Source organism: Sorangium sp. So ce185, from assembly GCF_051526825.1.
Lineage (GTDB): Bacteria > Myxococcota_A > Polyangia > Polyangiales > Polyangiaceae > Sorangium > Sorangium cellulosum_D.
This window is the reverse complement of the sequence record NZ_CP150316.1, coordinates 9,977,520-9,994,545: the sequence shown is the minus strand read 5'-3', so window position 1 is coordinate 9,994,545 and position 17,026 is coordinate 9,977,520. Positions and strand designations below refer to the sequence as shown.

Here is a 17,026-nt window from a genome sequence, read left to right as displayed (position 1 = left end):
TGGGCGTTTGGGTCAGTGGACGGTCTCGGTGGCGCTCTCGATCAGCGCCATCGGCGCGTGTGTCGGCGCGGCTACCGAGGGTGGCGCGCAGCCGCCGCAGGCTCCTCCGTCGCAGGGGTGGGTCACCGCGGCGTCTGAGGCGGATGCCGGTCCGCGGTGTCCGCATGGCGCGCTGGAGGATCCGCACCATGGTTTCGTGCGGTGTCTCGAGCCTGGCGAGGCGGATGCCGGCTGGCTCCCGCCGCCCCCGCAGCCCGAGCCTCCTCCGGACGACGCCGGCGCCCCGCCGCCCGACGGCGGCCCCGTCGATGGCGGCGCGCCCGACGCCTCTATCGTCTCGGCCCCTCCTCCGCTCGTGGAGGTCAAGGAGCCCGAGTTCATGAACGGCGACGTCCCGAACGTGGCCAAGCGTCTCGAGAAGGTCTCCTCCGACCTCGCGAAGTGTGTTGCCGACAACGGCGGTCTCTCTGGCGCGACGGGCACCATCAAGCTCCAGTTCCTGGTCCGCGTGCGTGGCCGTGCCGAGGGTGTGGAGATCCTCGACGCTCGCGGCGTGACCCCCGATGCTCAGCGCTGCATCCGCCAGTTTCTCAAGAACCGCGCCATCGGCACCCCCAGCGCCGACCCGGTGGGCGTCACCGTCACCCTCTCCCTCCGCGCCCCGAAATAAAAAAATAACGCCCTCCACCCCCTTGGAAGAGCCGGTGCGGGCAGGGGTGGCTCGCGAGCGGGCGGGCGGGGGTGGGCCCCACGAATCCGAGGGCCGGCCCGCATCGCAGCGTCCACCTCCCGGACCGCGTCCCCCGTCCATCCGGCCATAGCCTCCCAAAGGCCCGAGTTCGTGGGGGGACCCCCGCCCGCCCGCTCGCGAGCCACCCCTGCCCGCACCGGCTCCGTGGCCGCCGTGGGTTGACGCCGCCCCCGCCGCTCCTATCCTGCCGCGCCGCCGTGCCCGACCCAATGCTCACCCGCGAGATCGCCCGTCGAAAGACGTTCGCGATCATCTCCCACCCCGACGCTGGCAAGACCACGCTCACCGAGAAGCTCCTGCTGTACGGAGGCGCGATCCAGCTCGCCGGCGCCGTGAAGGCGAAGAAGGCGCGGGCCCACGCGGTCAGCGACTGGATGGAGATGGAGCGCGAGCGCGGCATCTCCATCTCGACCAGCGTCCTCCAGTTCCCGTACAAGGGCCGCCTCCTCAGCCTTGTCGACACCCCCGGCCACGCCGACTTCAGCGAGGACACCTACCGCGCGCTCATGGCGACCGACGCGGCCATCATGATCCTCGACTGCGCCAAGGGCGTCGAGGCGCAGACGAAGAAGCTCTTCCGCGTCTGCAAGCTCCGGCAGATGCCGATCTTCACCTTCGTCAACAAGCTCGACCGCCCCGGCCGCGACCCGTTCGAGCTCATCGGCGAGGTCGAGGAGGTCCTCGGCATCGGCGTCTACCCGGTCACCTGGCCGATCTCGGCCGGCGGCAAATTCCGCGGCGTCTACCACCGCGAGCGCAAGCAGGTGTTCCTCTTCGAGCTCGTCGCGCACGGCGCCGAGATCGCCCCCATGGAGGTCGTCTCGCTGGACGCGCCCGAGCTCATCGAGGCGCTCGACGAGGAGGGCGCGCGCCAGCTGCGCGAGGACATCGAGCTCATCGACGCCGCCGGCGACGCGCTCGACCGCGACAAGCTCGCCCGCGGCGAGGTCACGCCGATGTTCTTCGGCAGCGCCATCACCAACTTCGGCCTGCCGCAGTTCCTCGACGCCTTCATCGAGCTCATGCCCCCGCCCGCGCCGCGCGGCAGCGACAAGGGCCCCATCGCCCCGGACGACGAGCGCTTCACCGCCTTCGTCTTCAAGATCCAGGCGAACATGGACCGGGCCCACCGCGACCGGATCGCGTTCCTCCGCGTCTGCTCCGGCCGCTACGAGCGCGGGATGAAGGTGCACCACGTGCGCCTCGACCGCGACATCCGGCTCACCAACCCGGTGCAGTTCATGGCCCAGGAGCGCACGCTCGTGGAGGACGGCTTCGCGGGCGACATCATCGGCGTCTTCGACCCGGGGTTGTTCCTCATCGGCGACACCCTCTGCAGCGGCTCGCCCGTGAAGTACGCCGCGCTGCCGCAGTTCCCGCCGGAGCAGTTCGCCCGCGTCGTCATGATCGATCCGATGAAGCGCAAGCAGCTCAAGAAGGGGCTCGAGCAGCTCGCGCAGGAGGGCTCGGTGCAGCTCTTCCGGCCGCCGGAGGGGCGCGAGGGCGAGGCGATCCTCGGGGTCGTGGGCGAGCTCCAGTTCGACGTCGTGAAGCACCGGCTCTCGGCCGAGTACGGCGTCGACGCCCGGATCGAGCGGCTCTCGTTCAGCCTGGCGCGCTGGGTCGAGGGCGAGCCGGTGCCCCTCGCCGAGCTCGAGTCGAACCTCTACGGCTACGGCGCCCTCGACGTGCACGGCAACGCGGTCGTGCTCTTCAAGGGCGACTGGCAGCTCGAGGCCTGCGCGAAGGCGTTCCCCAAGACGCGCTTCGTCGAGCTCGGCGGCTCGATCAACCCCGTGTAGCAGAGCGACGCGCCCGCTTCGGATACGGGCCCACCTCGACGTTTTCGGTGCTCAGCGCACTGGAGTGCGCTTGCGCGCCGAAAACGCCGATCTGGGCCCGTCTCCTGTGCGGGCGCGCCGCTCTGCTGCGCCGCGGCGGCTGACCTACGGCTGATCTACTCCGAGAGCAGCGCCCGGAGGTGCCGCACCGAGGGCGAGCCGTGGCTGAGCAGCCGGTCGTGGTAGGCGCGCTCGGTGAAGCCCGGCTTGCCCTGGTGCTCGGCGCGCAGGCGCATCATCTCGGTGAAGCCGTGGAAGTACGTCGTGAGCTGCGCGCTCGTGAGCCGGGCGCGCCGCCACTTGCCGACGGCCTCGCCCTCCTCCTGGAACGCGTCCCGCGTCATGAGCGCGATCGCCTCCTTCTCGTCCATCGCCCCCGCGTGCACGCCGTGGTCGATGATGGCGTTCGCCGCCATGCGCAGCACCATCTTCTGGCGCTGCATCCGCACCTTCGGGCCGCCGAAGCCGTGGTGGGCCATCAGCCACTCGGTGTAGACCGCCCACCCCTCGACGAACGGGCCGCTCGAGAAGACCGCGCGGAACTTCGAGGGGAACGCGTTGTTGTGCATGAGCTGCAGGAAATGGCCCGGCATCGCCTCGTGGATGGTGAGGTCGGCGAGCATGCTCGTGTTGTACTCGCGGTAGAACGAGTCGACGCGCGCCTTCGGCCAGTCCTTCGGCGTCGGCGCGATCGCGAAGACCGTCTCCTGCTTCGCCTCGAGCGGCCCGGACGCGTCGCAGTAGGCGATCGCGACCCCGCGGCGGTACTCCGGCATCTCGATCACCCGGCAGGGCTCCTCCGGGACGCGCACGAGGTCGCGCTTGCGGACGAAGTCGGTCGCCTCGGCGAGCAGCCTCTCCGACGCCTTCACGATGGTGGCGTTCGTGGGGCGATCGGCCGCGATCGCGTCGAGGACCTTCCGGATCGCCGCCATCTTCTCGTCCTGCGCCTCGACCCTCGGGAACGGCTGCTTCCCGAAGAGCTCCGGCCAGAGCTCCCGCGAGGTCTCGAGCATCTCGGCGTGCGTCGCCGCGAGCAGCGCGCGGGCGCTCGTCACCACGCCGTCGATGTCGACGGACGCGTCGTCCAGCGCGAAGCGGAGCTTCTTCTCGAAGCGCGCGCGGCCCAGCCGGAAGTCGCCGTTGCTCCGCGGGAGCAGGTCCTTCTCGAGGAACGCCTGGAAGCCCTCGAGCGCCGCCGCCGCGGCCTTCGCCGCCGCCTCGAGCTCGGCCTTCTGGGCGGGCACGGACGCGAACAGCGCCGGGAGCTCGGCCTTGCAGAGCGCGATGAGCCCCTGGTTCTGCGCGATCGCCGTCTCGGTGTGGATGCGCGGCGGCGCCCCCGCGAGGCGCTGCTGCGCGCTCCGGACGAGCGCGGGGATGCCCGAGAGGCGGCCCTTCAGGCTGCGCATGCGCTCCTCGAGCGGCGCGAAGCTCCGCGTGATCAGCGGGTCGAGCCCGTCGCCGATGAGGCCGGTGGCGACCATCGGGTTCCACGTCGCCTCGCGGAGCTCGTCGATCGCGAACAGCCAGGAGCGCAGCTGGTTGTCGATCATCGCCGCGTCGACGCGGCTCTGGAGGCCGAGCCGATCGACCGGCAGCGCGGTGAGCTCCGACAGCGCGCGCTCGATCGTGCGCCGGCGCGCGGCCTCGCCCTGCTCGGTGATGTCGGGCCACGCGCCGTCGTACCGGTGGTCCCCCGCCTCGGTGGCGCGGACCGGCTCGTCGCGCAGGTACTCCTCGAGCACGCGGGCCGACAGCGCCGCGAGCGCCTGCTCGGCGCCGGCTGCCGCGTCGCCGGGCCGCGCGTCGGCCGCGCTCACGACGGGCTCCTTGGCCCCGGGCTGCGCGGGCGGCGGGACCGCTGGCTCGGCCGACCCGCACGCGCAGAGCAGCGCGACGAGCAGCAAGAGGCCGCCGCGGAGCGGCCGCCGGGCGGTGGAGGGAGCGTCGGACGGATCATGGTGTCGCACCTCGGCGTTCTTAGCGAAAGCCCGCGAAGAAACTAGCGAAAGCTGGCGGCGAAGGGAACGCGCGCGCGCCGGGGGGAGGAGCGCCGGCCTCACGGCGCGCTGCCGAGCGACGCCTTCGCGAGGCTGGAGATGGCGTCCATGTCGCCCTGCACCGCGTCGAGGAGCGGGCCGAGCGCGAGCCGCAGCTGCTTCGAGTTCGGGTGCCGGAGGATGCGCGCCACGCTCTCGGCCGCCAGCTCGTTCAGATCGTGCTCCACGTAGCGATCGATGTGGGCGCTCGACAGCGCGAAGCCCGGGAAGGCGGTGCGGCAGAGCGCGTCGACGAGCTCGCCCACGAGGCCCGGCGGGATCGCCGCGGTGCTCAGCGCCATCCGGGCCTTCTGCGCGCTGATCGTGCACGACTCGGCGCGCAGCTGGCTGATCACGGGCGAGCCGAGCACCGCGTGCCACCGGGAGAGCTCGGCGGCCCGGCTCGCCTCGAGCTCGCCCGGCGGCGCGTCCGAGACCGGCACGAGCGCCGCCATCTGCTCCGCCGCGCCCGGGTCGATCGCGACGCGGCGCACGATGATCAGGTCGTGCGCGCGCAGGCACCCGAGGAGCAGCCGCGTCGCCGCGTCGCGCAGGAGCGGCGCGAGCGCGGCGGCGATGACCGTGGGGGGCGAGCCGACGAGCCCCGGGCTCGACCCGCGCCCGTTGCCGGCCCCCGCGCCGCGGAGGCGGTAAGCGCCCGAGCTCGGCGGCGAGCGCACGCTGGACGGGGGGATGCTCGACGGCGAGCCGTGGCCGAGCGCCGGCGGCGGGCTCGGCAGCTGCCCGACGTTGCGGCTGCTCGGCGGCGGCGGCGCGCTGGTGGGCATGCCGCCCGCCGGCGGCCGGCTCGACGGCGCGCGCGTGCCGGCGCTCCGCGGCGGGTCCGCGACGAGCGGCGGCACCGGGGTCAGCCGGTTGCGCCGCGACTGCGTGGTGCGGTCGGTCACGACGTGCAGCGACGCGAGCTCGATCGCGCGCAGCGCCGGGACGCCGCGCGGCGCGCGGGCGGCGATCGCCGCGGCGAGCTCGGCCTCCCTGCCGAGGAGCGGCTCCTGCTCGCCGGTCTCCCGCAGCAGATCTCCGGCGATCTGCGCGCACCGCTCCGCGGCCTTGCTCGCGGCGCTCTGCGTCTGCGGGTCCTTGAAATAGAGCGTTAACTTTCCCCGGAGGGTCTCGCGGCGCGTGGCCGCCGTGACGACCTGCGAGGCGCTCTCGACGTTGGCAGGCTCGCGGCTCCCGAAAGGCCAGAATCCCATGCCGCCATTGTCGCGCGATCCTGGGCCCGGGCGCGAGCGCTTCGAGCGGCTCGCGCCCTCACGCCCGCTCAATGGCGAGGAGGAACCGATACATAGCGATTGCCGCGCTCGTAGAAGCGCCACGGTTTCTTGGCCCACGCACCTGCGTAGTCCACGTTGATGCGAGGTGACCTACCAATGCGCCCCGCCGCGCCGGGGAGCAGCGAGAGCTGGGCGCCGCACACATCCATCCCGTAGGCGGCGCGATCGAGCCCCAGCGCCTTGCAGAGCTTCCCAGGGCCGTTGGTCAGCTCGACCCGCCCGGGCGCGACGCCCCGCCGGCGGCTCATGAGCGGGAGCCCGAGCACGGGCTCGATGGCGCGGACGAGCACCACGTGCGGCTCCCCCTCCGAGGCCACGACGATGTTGAACGCCCAGTGCATGCCGTAGAGCATGAACAGGTACGCGTAGCCCGCCGGGCCGAACATGACCTCCGTCCGCACTGTCCGCCGCCCTCCGGCGCTGTGCGCGGCGAGATCTTGCGGGCCGCGGTAGGCCTCGGTCTCGACGATCCGGCCGGCGGCGACGCCCTCGGGCGTCCTGTGGACGAGCACCTTGCCGATGCACGCCCGCGCGACGACGAGCGGGGGGCGCGCGTAGAAGTCGCGGGGCAGCGGCGACGCTCCTTCGAGGAGCGCGGCGGCTCGGTCGCGGGGGGCGGGCGGCTCGGGCGTGGGGCGCGTGGTGGGCACTCGGCTCTCCGGCGGACGTCCGGCGCGCGGACGAGCGCGCCGTCAGGAAGGGGGGCCCGGGCGCGTCGCCCGGAAGCGCTCGTCGACGAACGCGAGCACGTCGTCGCGGTGCTTCGTGGCCTGGAGCTCGTGATGGAACACCGCCGCGACGCGCAGGTCGGGCGCGATGACGTAGGTGACCCGCCGGGCGACGCCGATGAGCGGCCAGAGGACGCCGTAGGCGCGGCTCACGCTGCGGTCGTCGTCGGCGATCATCGGGAAAGGGACCTTGTGCGACTCGGCGAACCGGCACTGGGTCCGGTGATCATCGGTGCTGATGCCGACGAGGCTCGCCCCGGCGAGCGCGAGCTCGGCGTGGTTGTCGCGGAACTGCCGGGTCTCCACGGTGCATCCGGGCGTGAACGCCTTCGGGAAGAAGAACACGACCGTGCAGAGCCCGCCCTGCCGGGACAGCACGAAGCGCTGGCCGTCCGTGGCCAGCTTGTCGATCTCCGGCGCGAGCTCACCGACCTTCAGCATGACGCCGCAATCTGCCGCAAGTCGCCGCCCGCGTCGACAGGCGAGGGGGCGCCGCGCGCCGGCGCCGCCGGCCGCGATCCGCGCGATCGGCGCGATCGTCCGAAGGACGTCACGTGTCGATGCCGAGCCGCTTCAGCCTGTAATAGAGGGTCGTGCGCTGCATGCCGAACTGGCGCGCGACCTCGGCCTTGTTCCCGCCGCAGCGCTCGAGGGCGGCGAGGAGCTCCCGCCGCTCGATGTCGTCGAGCTGCGAGCTCAGGTCGAGCTTCGGCCGCGACGAGGCCGGCGCGGCGAGCGCCTTGCCGGCCGCGTCCGCCTCCGGGTCCGCGGCCTTCGGCGGCCGGGCGGGAGGCTCGGCCGGCTGGGGGCGCGCGGTGAACGCGAGGTGCTCGGGCAGGATCACGTCGCCGCGGGAGAGGATGGCGGCGCGCTCGACCACGTTCTCCAGCTCGCGCGTGTTCCCCGGCCACGCGTAGGCCGTGAGCTTCGCGATCGCCTCGTCCGAGAGCGACGTGGCCGCGCGCGCGTTGCGGCGCGCGTACTTGCGCAGGAAGTGCTCGGCGAGGGCGCGGATGTCCTCGCGCCGCTCCCGGAGCGGCGGCAGCCGCAGCGGGAACACCGAGAGCCGGGAGACGAGCTCGGGCAAGACGCCCGCGCGCGCCCACGCCTCCTCGATGCCGGGCGTGAGCGACAGGACGACGCGCACGTCGACGCGGGTGGTCTCGGTCGACCCGAGCCGCTCGACCTCGCCGTCGGCGAGCACGCGGAGCAGCCGCGCCTGGAGCGAGGGCGTGAGCGGCGCCGGCTCGTCGAGGTAGATCGTCCCCCGGTGGGCGAGCTCGAGCCGCCCGGCCCGCTCGGTGAACGCGCCGTCGAAGGCGCCGCGCCGCCAGCCGAACAGCTCGCGCTCGAGCGCCTCGCCCCGGAACGCGGCGCACGTCACCTTGACGAACGGCTGCTCCTCCCGCGGGGAGCCCACGTGGATCGCCCGGGCGACGACCTCCTTCTCCGCCCCCTCCTCGCCCTCGATCAGCACGTGCGTCGCCGCCTTCGCCACCTCGCCGATCCGGGCGGCGACCTCGCGCATGGCCTCGCTCTCGCCGGCGATCTCCCCGAAATCGATCGGGTCGCGCTGCTCGCGCTCGAGGTAGCCGGCGTAGTGGGCGAGCTGCTCCCGCAGCCGCCGGTTCTCCCGGACGGTCGCGACGCCGGCGATCGCCTGCCGGAGGACGACGGCGAGCTCCTTCGAGTTCCAGGGCTTCTGGACGTAGCGGTCGACCGCCCCCGAGTTGACCGCGTCGATGAGCACGGTCATGTCCGCGTAGGCGGTGAGCAGCACGCCCGCGGCGTCCGGCCGCCGCTCCTTCGCCTGCTTGAGGAACTCGATACCGCTCATCTCCGGCATCCGCTGGTCCGCGACGATCACCGCGGGATCGAGCCGCTCGAGGAGCGAGAGGGCCTCGGCGCCGCCCAGCGCGTAATGGAGCTTGAACGACTTCCTGAAGGCGAACCGGAACGCATCGAGGTTGTCCTGCTCGTCGTCGACGACGAGGACGTCGAAGCTGTTCCAGTCCAGATCGCGCATCGGGTGGCCCTGCCTCCCAGAGTTACTACAGCTCGGCGCGACCGTGACAGCGGAGGTGGCGCCGCCCGGCCGCCGGCGCGGCGCTTGCTGCGCGGACTGCCGCGGACTGCCGCGGTCCGCCGGCGGCGTTCCGCGGTCCGCCGGCGGCGTCCTGCCGTCCGCCGTCCCGAGAGGGGGCGTCCTGCGGTCCGCGCCGCGGCGCCCGCGCCCCGACGGAGGCGAGCGTTCGTCCGGCCGCGACGCCGGCGGCGCCGGGGCGGATCGATTTCTCCGCCGCCCCAGAAATACGCGGTAAGCTCCGCGCCCGCTCGCGAAGAGGGCGGGCTGGGCGAGCCCCACACGGAGGAAGCCGGATCATGCTCGAGGACATCATCAAGGAGCTGCGCGAAGGGATCGACAAGGCCATCGAAGCTCTCCGGCGAGACCTGGCGAAGGTGCGCACCGGGCGCGCCAACGCGGCCATGCTCGACGGCATCCGCGTCGATTACTACGGCGTGCCGACGCCGATCGTGCAGATGGCCACGGTGTCCGTGCCGGAGCCCCGGCTCATCACGATCAAGCCCTGGGAGAAGAACCAGGTGAAGGCGGTCGAGAAGGCGATCCGGGAGAGCGATCTCGGCTTGAACCCCCAGGTGGACGCGGATCTCATCCGGCTTCCGATCCCGCCGCTGACCGAGGAGCGGCGCCGCGAGATGGTGAAGCTCACCAAGAAGAACGGAGAGGACTGTAAAGTTGCCATCCGGAAGCATCGTCGAGACGCCAACGAGATGATCGACACCCTCGAGAAGGACGGCGAGGTCAGCGGCGACGAGGCCGACCGGTCGAAGAAGAAGGTCGAGGACGTGGTGGCCGAGGGCACGAGGCAGGTCGACACGGTGATCGCGACCAAGGAAAAAGACATCCTGGACGTGTGAGCGGGGCCGCCGCGGCGCTGGCGGCCGAGCGCGAAGGCCGGGCCGCACGATGCGGCGTCCCTGGCCATCGCGGGATGGGCCCGCGTCTCGGGGCGTGGGGGCGCGTGGTCCGCGGCCACGTGGCGCCGCCCGGCGTGAGCCGTGACGCCGCGCGCGCCGCGCGCGCCTCGTCGAGGACGGCCCTGGAGGTGCCCCGCAGCCCTGCCGGCGCGGGGCCCGGGGCTGAGCCGGCGCCGGCGCCGGACCGACGCCCGGGCCGACAATGAAGCGTTCAACGAAAAAGAGGCTTGCGGTCCCCCCGGTCCGAGTCGGTAGGATCAGGAAGGTCGGCGAGTGGACGTCTGAAGACGCCCATTACGGTGCGAGAGGCCCTGCTTGACAGGTTTTCGGTAGCATGAAACGGTTGGTGCTCGAAGCCAAAGGCCCGGAGCCGTCTCAAGGATTCCCGAGGTTATGCGAGCGATCGCTTCAGGAATGACGGACGTTGGTCTCCAACGCGACCACAACGAGGACAGCTACGCCGTCCTGTCGGAGTATGACCTGTTCATCGTCGCGGACGGCATGGGGGGCCACCGCGCGGGGGACGTAGCGAGCAGGCTGGCGACCGAGTCCATCGCGGACTTCTTCCGGTCCACGTCGCGGGAGGACGCCACCTGGCCATTCCACTTCGACACCAGCCTGTCGGAGGAGGAGAACCGGCTCCAGGCGGGCATCCGGGTCGCCAACCGCCAGATCTTCGAGCGCAGCATCCGGTCGCGCGACTGCGCCGGGATGGGCACGACGGTCGTGGGGGCGCTCTTCTCGAAGAAGAAGAACCGCATCTACGTCGGCCACGTCGGCGACAGCCGCGCCTACCGCGTCCGCAAGGGCTCGATCAGCCAGCTCACGCGCGATCACTCGCTCTTCAACGACTACATCATGGCGATGCCCGAGCTCACCGAGGAGCAGCGGGCCGAGCTCCCGCGCAACGTCATCACCCGCGCGCTCGGGATGAACGACAGCGTCGCCGTGGACCTGATCAGCGACGAGCCGCAGCCCGGCGACGTCTACCTGCTCTGCTCGGACGGCCTGAGCGGGATGCTCTCGGACGATCAGATCCTCCAGATCGTGAGCTCGACCGAGGAGGTGCCGGAGATGTGCCGTCGCCTCATCGCCAAGGCCAACGAGAACGGCGGCGAGGACAACATCACGGCGCTCGTGATCCGGATCGACGAGCAGGACGAGGCCGAGCTCCCGAACAGCGCGACGATCGGCCCGCCCGCCGACTCGCAGCAGGTCAACATGGGCGAGCGGTCGACGGTCCCGGCGGCGTCGGCCTCGCGCTCCGAGAAGAGCTGACGCGCAAGGAGCGCGGCGCGCGGCCTGCGCCCGCGCGTCCCGGCCTCGCGCTCCGAGGAGCGCCGCCGCGCGGGGGGCGCGCGCTCAGCCCCCCGCGCCCGCGGTCGGTTCAGTTCCCGCAGCTGTCGAGGGCGAGGGCGCCCCGCGTGATCTCGCAGGTGTACTGGCCGTCGGTCACGGACGGGCACTCGAAGACGACCCAGATCTTGCCCGCGTCGACCCCCTGCTCGCTGTCCGCGTCGAACCAAAACTGACACTGTTCGTCGGACGTGGAGACGAAGGCGGTGCCGCTCGTCTTCGCCGACGAGAAGATGATGCTGCCGCTGGCGGGCATCTCCTTCGTCGCCGCGGGGCTGATGTCCACGATCTTGATGCGGACGTCCGTGGCGGCGGTGCTGTTCCTGAGCGCCATCGTCGCCGAGACGTCGAAGGTGCCCGAGCCGGTCACGGTGCAGTCGACCGTGGCGCCCTCCTCGCCGTCGGCGACCATCCGGAGCCGCCGGGCCGCGCTCACCTCGCCGAGGACCTCCAGGTGGTTCCCCACGTTGCAGCTGGCGCCCGGTTTGACGAAGTTCAGGGAGTAGGCGGCGCGCGGGGTGGGCGGCGCCGGGTCGCTGCAGCCGAAGCCGAGCAGGGGTAGAAGGCCGAGCACGGGCACGAAGCCGAGGCGGGCGAGACTCATGGCAAGCTCCGGTGGTGGGTGGCGGCCCCGAGGCCGCACCTCGCTTCTATCGTATTCGAGGGCCCCCGATCAAACGGCGGCCGCGCCCCGCGCGACCGCGCGGCGAGCGCGAGCGGCCGCGCCCCCGCGCCCCGCGCGCGCGATCACCCGCGGGGCGCCTGCGCCTGCGCGTCCTCCAGCGCCTGCGCGACGTCGTTCCAGAGGTCCTCGCCGCCCTCCAGGCCGACCGAGAGCCGGAGGAGGCCGTCGGCGATGCCGAGCGCCTCCCGCGCCGCCGCGGGCACGGAGGCGTGGGTCATGATGGCGGGGTGCTCGGCGAGCGACTCGACGCCGCCGAGGCTCTCGGCGCAGGAGAAGATCGCGAGCCGCTCGAGGAACCGCGAGGCGACGGGGAGGCCGCCGCGCACGACGAACGAGATCATCGCGCCGGGCGCGCGCATCTGCCGCGCGGCGAGCGCGTGGCCGGCGTGCGTGGGCAGGCCGGGGTAGTTCACGGCCTGGACGGCGGGGTGCACGGCGAGCCTGCCGGCGATGAGCGCGGCCGACGCGCACTGCTGGCGCATGCGCACGCCGAGCGTCTTGATCCCGCGGAGCACGAGGTAGCAATCGAACGGGCTCGGCACGGCGCCGATCGCGTTTTGCAGGAACGCGACCCGCTCGGCGAGCGCGTCCTCCGAGGTGATGAGCGCCCCGCCCACGACGTCCGAGTGCCCGTTCAGGTACTTCGTGGTCGAGTGCGCCACGACGTGGGCGCCGAGGTCGAGCGGCCGCTGGAGCACCGGCGTGGCGAACGTGTTGTCGACGACGAGCAGCGCCCCGTGCGCGCGCGCGATCTCCGCGATCCCGGCGATGTCGAAGATCTTGAGCATCGGGTTCGTCGGGGTCTCGATCCAGATCATCCGCGTGGCCGGGGTGAGGGACTTGCGGACGACGTCGAGGTCGCTCATGTCGACCGAGGTCGAGGCGATCCCCATCGGCCGCATGACCTTGTCGAAGAGCCGGAAGGTGCCGCCGTAGACGTCGTCGCCCGAGAGCACGTGATCTCCGGGCCGGAGCGTGTGGAGCAGCGTGGCGGTGGCCGCGGAGCCGCTGCCGAAGGCGAAGCCGTGGCGACCGCCCTCGATCGCGGCGAGGCACGCCTCGAGCGCCTTGCGGGTGGGGTTGCCGCTGCGCGAGTACTCGAACCCCTTGTGCTGGCCCGGCCGCTCCTGGGCGAAGGTGCTCGCGAGGACGATCGGCGTCATGACCGCGCCGCTCGTCGGATCCGGCGGCTGGCCGGCGTGGATGGCGAGCGTGTCGAGGGCGAGCCTGTCGTGACCTAGGTGGGGCTTCATGCGGTCGAGACTTATCCCTCGGGCCGCGTGCGTCCACGGTTTTGGCGCCCGCGAGGGCCGGGCGCGCGCGCGCCGTCCGCGCTCCTGGGCCTGCGCTAGCCGCGCGGAGAGGCCGCGTCGCTGGCGCGCGGAGAGGCCGCGTCGAAGGCGTCGAGCAGCGCCCGCGCGCTCTCGACGCGCCGCTCCGGATCGCGGTCGAGGGCGCGGGCGAGCGCGCGGCGCTGCCCCGGCGAGAGCGCGCCCGCGGCGGCGAGCGCGTCGAGGCGGAGGCCCGACTCGCCGATCTCGACCAGCATCGCGGCCTGCTCGCGCGCGCGCGTGAGCGGCGCGCCGGTGGCGAAGGCGACGAGGGTCGCCGCCATGGCGTAGACGTCGCCGCGCGCGGTCGGCGGCGATTCGCCGCGGGCGATCTCGGGGGCGACGAACGGGAGGGTGCCCCGGTCGGCGGTCTCGAGATCGGGATCCATGCCGCGGAACCGCGCGGCGCCGAGGTCGACGAGGCCGACGTCGCCGAGCGGACCGAGCAGCACGTGATCGGGGCCGAGATCGCCGTGGACGAAGCCGATCGGGCCCGCGGCGTCCTCGAGCTCCTGGAGCTCGGCGAGGGTCTCGATGGCGGTCCGGACGACGTGGGCGACGAGCGACGCGGGCGGCGGACGGCCGCGGCCGCGCCATCCGTCGAGCACGTCGCGGAGCGAGGCGCCCTCGCGCCGGCTCTCGAGGAGGAAGGGGCCGTGGCGATCGACGCCGACGCGCGCGAGCGCGGGCAGGGCAGGGTGCCGGGCGAGGGAGATCGCCTTCGCCTCGCGGACGATGGCGGCGCGCCCGGCGTGCGCGTGGAGGGCGCCGGGGGCGAGGCGCTTGCAAACCAGCGTGGGGCCGAGCGTGGGGCCGGGCGGCGGGCCTCCGAGCCGGACCAGCGCCACGTCGAAGGTGGCGCCCGCGCCGAGGTGCTCGACCAGCTCGGTGCCGTCGGGAGCGGGGTAGGGCATGGGCCCTCAGCCGCCCCCTCCCGGCGCCGGGGCCGCCTCGTCGCATTCGCGCAGCCACCGCAGCGCCTCCTCCGCGCCGCCCTTGCCGCGCACCGCGAGCGCCCACCGCGCCTCGCGCCAGCGCGCCACGAAATCGGCCCAGCGCGCCGGCGCGTCGCCCCGGCCGGAGAGGGCGGCGACCCGATCGTCGATGCGCTGGAAGGGGAACACCGGGTTGCCGAGCCCGAACCGCGCCTGCGCCCAGTGGACCACGCTGATGAAGAGGCCGTACCGGCAGCGGCCGGTCGCCTCGTCGACGCCCACGACCGGCGACCTCCAGTCGAGGTGGATGTCGTCGAGCTCCGGCAGCCGCGGATCGCGCTTGCCCACGCAGATGTGCACCGCCTCCTCATCGGGCCGGTGCACCTCGCGCCAGCTGTCCGCGTCGAGCGGCTCGCCGCCCCGGAGCAGCGAGCCCATGCTCCCCGCGAGGGCGCCGAGCAGCGGGCCTCGCTGGTGCTCGATCCCGCCGAGGATCGTGTCGCGCGCCATGCGGCGACCGCCCGTCCCGGCGACCTGGCCGTCGAGGCGCTCGCGCATCGCCGCCGGCTCGGCGTAGACCGCTTTGAATCCCGCGCTCCCGCCGACCCACACGTTGCGCAGATACCTGATCTGCGCCCAGAGCCCGAGCGCAGGGTCGATATCGCGGATGCGCTCGAAGATGCGCGCCACCACGTTGACGCACGACGGCCCGAACCGGGTGAGCGCCTCGCCGAGGTCGCGGGGCTCGGGGGCGCCCCAGAACGCGTTGTCCAGGTTGAGCTCCGCCCCGGGGCAGCGAGCGAGCCGGTCGGCGAGGCTCCTCTCCAGCGCCTCGCGCAGCGGGCCCTCCAGCCCGGCGAGGTGCGGGCCCGCGCCTGCGTCGAGTGAGCCGGTCATGCGAACATCGTATCACGCCGGCCGCGCGCATCGCCGTGCCGCGGGGCGCGCGCCGCGGTGGGACCCGCGCCGGCGACGCGCGCCGCGGCAGAGCGGGGCGCGGCCCGCGCGGCGAGCTCACCGGCGGGCGTCGCCGACGCCGCGCGCGCGGCGGCCTGTGGGATGGCCACGCACCTGCACGGGGGGAGGGCGGTGGCCAACTTTTCTTCGCGTCATGCGGCATATCTCTGCGTTCATCGCGAACGTGATAGAAGTCTTGAGAACGGCATGGATCCCAAGATTTTGGAGATGCTCTTCATCGCTGTTAGCAACGGCGTCGCCCTCTTTATCGGCGCTTACGTGGCGCGCAGATCGGCAGATCTCAGCGCGGACCGCCGGGCCGAGCACGAGGAGAAGGCGGAGCTCCAGCGACAGCGGCGGGAGGCGCTCCTGGAGCGGCTGGCCCTCCAGCGGCGCGCGCTCGACGACTACGCGCGGATGATCGTCCGGTGGTCGTCGGCGCCCGCGTCCGGGGCGCCGCGCACGCGGGAGGAGGACCTCGCGGCGGACCAGGAGTCCATCGCGATGTACGCGCAGATGGCCAACGCGTTCGGGAGCCGGCAGTTCGCCGAGCAGGCCGCCGCGACGCTGCACGCCGTGCGCGCCGGCCGCGGCAATGTCCAGGTGTTCCCGTTCTCCGTGCAGATCGCCTCCGCCTGCTACCAGGAGATGATCCGGGCGATCTCCGAGCTCGAGAAGGAGATCGGCCTGCCGGCGCCGCGGTCACCCGCGCGGCCGTTCCTCCCGGACGAGGAGCTCGCGAAGGAGGCGACTCGGCTGTTCTCCAGGAACGTCGTGGAGCGCTCCGGGATCGATCTCGGCATGGTCGATCAGATCCTGGAGCGCGTCCGGGTGAACCCGTCCGAGGAGGCGGACAGCCCCAGGTAGGGGCTCACGCCTCCGGCTTCACTGGCTCCATCCCATCCGGATGAGCGCGTAGAAGATGAGGAGGCGAGGCACCCGGAACAGCACCATGGTGAAGAAGTAGCGCGGCGGGATCCGGTACAGCCCCGACAGGTAGCAGAGCATCGAGAAGGGGACCGGCGAGACGCTCCCGATGGCGATGGCCCAGTACCCGTAACGGTCGAACAGCCGATCGATCTTGGGCCGCGTCCGCTCGAGGCGCGCCGCGAAGATGCGGAAGCGCGCGAGGTGGGCGGCGAGCCGGTATCCCGTGCAGCCGGCGAGGAGCGAGGCCACCGAGATCGCGATCATGGGCCCGACCTGCGAGCCTCCCGAGGTGATCGCCGTCAGCATGTAGAACTGCGGCGGGATCGGGAACGAGAACGCGTCGGCGAGGTAGGTCCCGACGAACATCCCGGCGAGGCCGAAGCGCTCCACGAACCCGCGGCCGAGCGCGTCGAGCTGGTCGCGCGCGAGGTGCGCCGCCAGCGCGATGAGGCCGAAGAGCGCGGCCAGGCTGAGCACCAGCTGGACCAGCGTGCGCCACAGATCTCGCCGGTCGTCGCGCGGGCGCGCCTCGCTCGTTTGCTGGCTCAGACCGCCTCCTGCCGGCGGCGCTGGAGCCGCTCGATGATCCGCCTGCTGCGGAGCGTGCTCTGGAAGATCCGCGTCGCCTTCTCGAGGGCGTCGAGGAGCCTCTGCGCGTCGCCGTGCTTGTCGACGGACGCGAACGGCCGGTGCGCGTTGATGACCTCGAACGAGTCCTGCTCGTCCTGATACGCCGAATAGAAGATCACGGGCACTTCGGGCTGCACCTTGCGGATCTGGTCGCAGACCCAGAAGCCGTCCTGCCCCGACATCCGCACATCGATGATCACGGCGCAGGTGTCCTCGGTGAACGCGGCGACCCCGTCCAGGGCCGAGGCGCACACGACGAGGCGATATCGCTCCGAGAGGAGGGCGCCGAGCGGCTGCCAGAGGCCCCTGTCCTCGTCGACCACGAGCACGAGAGGAAGCCGCGTGGACTCGGGCTTCTCGCGATCCGGCCGCTGGGCTGGATCGGCCCCGAGCAGGGTATCGGGTTCCTTGGAGGGCATTCGGCGTGGATCGTGGAGGGCGCGTCGGAGCGCCCATGACACAATGTACCACGCCCTGCGCATCGAGCCAGCGCGGCGGCGCGCTCGGCCGGCGCGCTGGCTCGATGCGCGGCGAGCTCGGCG

Annotated in this window: 16 protein-coding genes; 5 read left to right on the top strand and 11 right to left on the bottom strand. The window is 72.7% G+C overall.

What is annotated here, in order from left to right; translation table 11 throughout:
- Positions 1-28 precede the first annotated feature (28 nt).
- Positions 29-670 carry a hypothetical protein gene (locus tag WMF26_RS36690; protein WP_437567794.1) on the top strand — a complete coding sequence of 214 codons (642 nt, stop codon included), beginning with the start codon at positions 29-31 and terminating at the stop codon, positions 668-670.
- A 290-nt stretch (positions 671-960) separates the two neighbouring features.
- Positions 961-2,553: a peptide chain release factor 3 gene (locus tag WMF26_RS36685; RefSeq protein ID WP_437572906.1), complete on the top strand. Its 1,593-nt coding sequence runs from the start codon at positions 961-963 to the stop codon at positions 2,551-2,553.
- A gap of 155 nt (positions 2,554-2,708) precedes the next feature.
- On the opposite strand, the gene WMF26_RS36680 is transcribed toward WMF26_RS36685, so the two are convergent.
- The 5 genes from WMF26_RS36680 to WMF26_RS36660 form a co-directional block, all read right to left on the bottom strand.
- Positions 2,709-4,565, bottom strand: coding sequence for a DUF885 domain-containing protein (locus WMF26_RS36680; protein WP_437996511.1), 1,857 nt, complete (start codon positions 4,563-4,565; stop codon positions 2,709-2,711).
- Between the two features lie 89 nt (positions 4,566-4,654).
- Entirely contained in the window at positions 4,655-5,851 is a 1,197-nt protein-coding gene (locus tag WMF26_RS36675; protein WP_437996510.1) for a hypothetical protein, read from the bottom strand.
- 68 nt (positions 5,852-5,919) lie between these two features.
- Positions 5,920-6,582: a DNA-3-methyladenine glycosylase gene (locus WMF26_RS36670; RefSeq protein ID WP_061622299.1), complete on the bottom strand. Its 663-nt coding sequence runs from the start codon at positions 6,580-6,582 to the stop codon at positions 5,920-5,922.
- 42 nt (positions 6,583-6,624) lie between these two features.
- The gene (locus WMF26_RS36665) at positions 6,625-7,101 is read right to left on the bottom strand and encodes a peroxiredoxin (RefSeq protein WP_437996509.1); all 477 of its coding nucleotides are present in this window, start codon (positions 7,099-7,101) and stop codon (positions 6,625-6,627) included.
- A gap of 109 nt (positions 7,102-7,210) precedes the next feature.
- Positions 7,211-8,686 carry a sigma-54-dependent transcriptional regulator gene (locus tag WMF26_RS36660; RefSeq protein WP_437996508.1) on the bottom strand — a complete coding sequence of 492 codons (1,476 nt, stop codon included), beginning with the start codon at positions 8,684-8,686 and terminating at the stop codon, positions 7,211-7,213.
- Between the two features lie 356 nt (positions 8,687-9,042).
- On the opposite strand from WMF26_RS36660, the gene frr reads away from it, so the two are divergent.
- Entirely contained in the window at positions 9,043-9,600 is a 558-nt protein-coding gene (gene frr, locus WMF26_RS36655) for a ribosome recycling factor (RefSeq protein WP_061622296.1), read from the top strand.
- A gap of 474 nt (positions 9,601-10,074) precedes the next feature.
- Positions 10,075-10,938: a Stp1/IreP family PP2C-type Ser/Thr phosphatase gene (locus tag WMF26_RS36650; RefSeq protein ID WP_236644138.1), complete on the top strand. Its 864-nt coding sequence runs from the start codon at positions 10,075-10,077 to the stop codon at positions 10,936-10,938.
- 109 nt (positions 10,939-11,047) lie between these two features.
- Here the strand turns inward: WMF26_RS36650 and WMF26_RS36645 are convergent, their stop codons facing one another.
- From WMF26_RS36645 to WMF26_RS36630, 4 genes are all read right to left on the bottom strand, one after another.
- A complete protein-coding gene (locus WMF26_RS36645) occupies positions 11,048-11,620 on the bottom strand; it encodes a hypothetical protein (RefSeq protein WP_437996507.1) in 573 nt (190 codons plus the stop codon).
- A 143-nt stretch (positions 11,621-11,763) separates the two neighbouring features.
- Positions 11,764-12,954 (bottom strand): cystathionine gamma-synthase, encoded by a 1,191-nt coding sequence (locus WMF26_RS36640; protein ID WP_437996506.1) that lies wholly within the window; start codon positions 12,952-12,954, stop codon positions 11,764-11,766.
- A 95-nt stretch (positions 12,955-13,049) separates the two neighbouring features.
- Positions 13,050-13,946, bottom strand: a complete 897-nt coding sequence (locus tag WMF26_RS36635) for a protein kinase domain-containing protein (protein ID WP_061622293.1) — start codon at positions 13,944-13,946, stop codon at positions 13,050-13,052.
- Between the two features lie 6 nt (positions 13,947-13,952).
- Positions 13,953-14,864 carry a hypothetical protein gene (locus WMF26_RS36630; RefSeq protein WP_437996505.1) on the bottom strand — a complete coding sequence of 304 codons (912 nt, stop codon included), beginning with the start codon at positions 14,862-14,864 and terminating at the stop codon, positions 13,953-13,955.
- Between the two features lie 288 nt (positions 14,865-15,152).
- Between WMF26_RS36630 and WMF26_RS36625 the strand changes: the two genes are divergently transcribed.
- The gene (locus tag WMF26_RS36625) at positions 15,153-15,791 is read left to right on the top strand and encodes a hypothetical protein (RefSeq protein WP_437996504.1); all 639 of its coding nucleotides are present in this window, start codon (positions 15,153-15,155) and stop codon (positions 15,789-15,791) included.
- An 18-nt stretch (positions 15,792-15,809) separates the two neighbouring features.
- Here WMF26_RS36625 and WMF26_RS36620 read toward each other — a convergent pair whose 3' ends face one another.
- Together WMF26_RS36620 and WMF26_RS36615 are read right to left on the bottom strand one after the other, a co-directional pair.
- Positions 15,810-16,331 carry a YqaA family protein gene (locus tag WMF26_RS36620; RefSeq protein WP_437996503.1) on the bottom strand — a complete coding sequence of 174 codons (522 nt, stop codon included), beginning with the start codon at positions 16,329-16,331 and terminating at the stop codon, positions 15,810-15,812.
- A gap of 68 nt (positions 16,332-16,399) precedes the next feature.
- Positions 16,400-16,903 carry a response regulator gene (locus WMF26_RS36615; protein ID WP_437332869.1) on the bottom strand — a complete coding sequence of 168 codons (504 nt, stop codon included), beginning with the start codon at positions 16,901-16,903 and terminating at the stop codon, positions 16,400-16,402.
- Positions 16,904-17,026 lie beyond the last annotated feature (123 nt).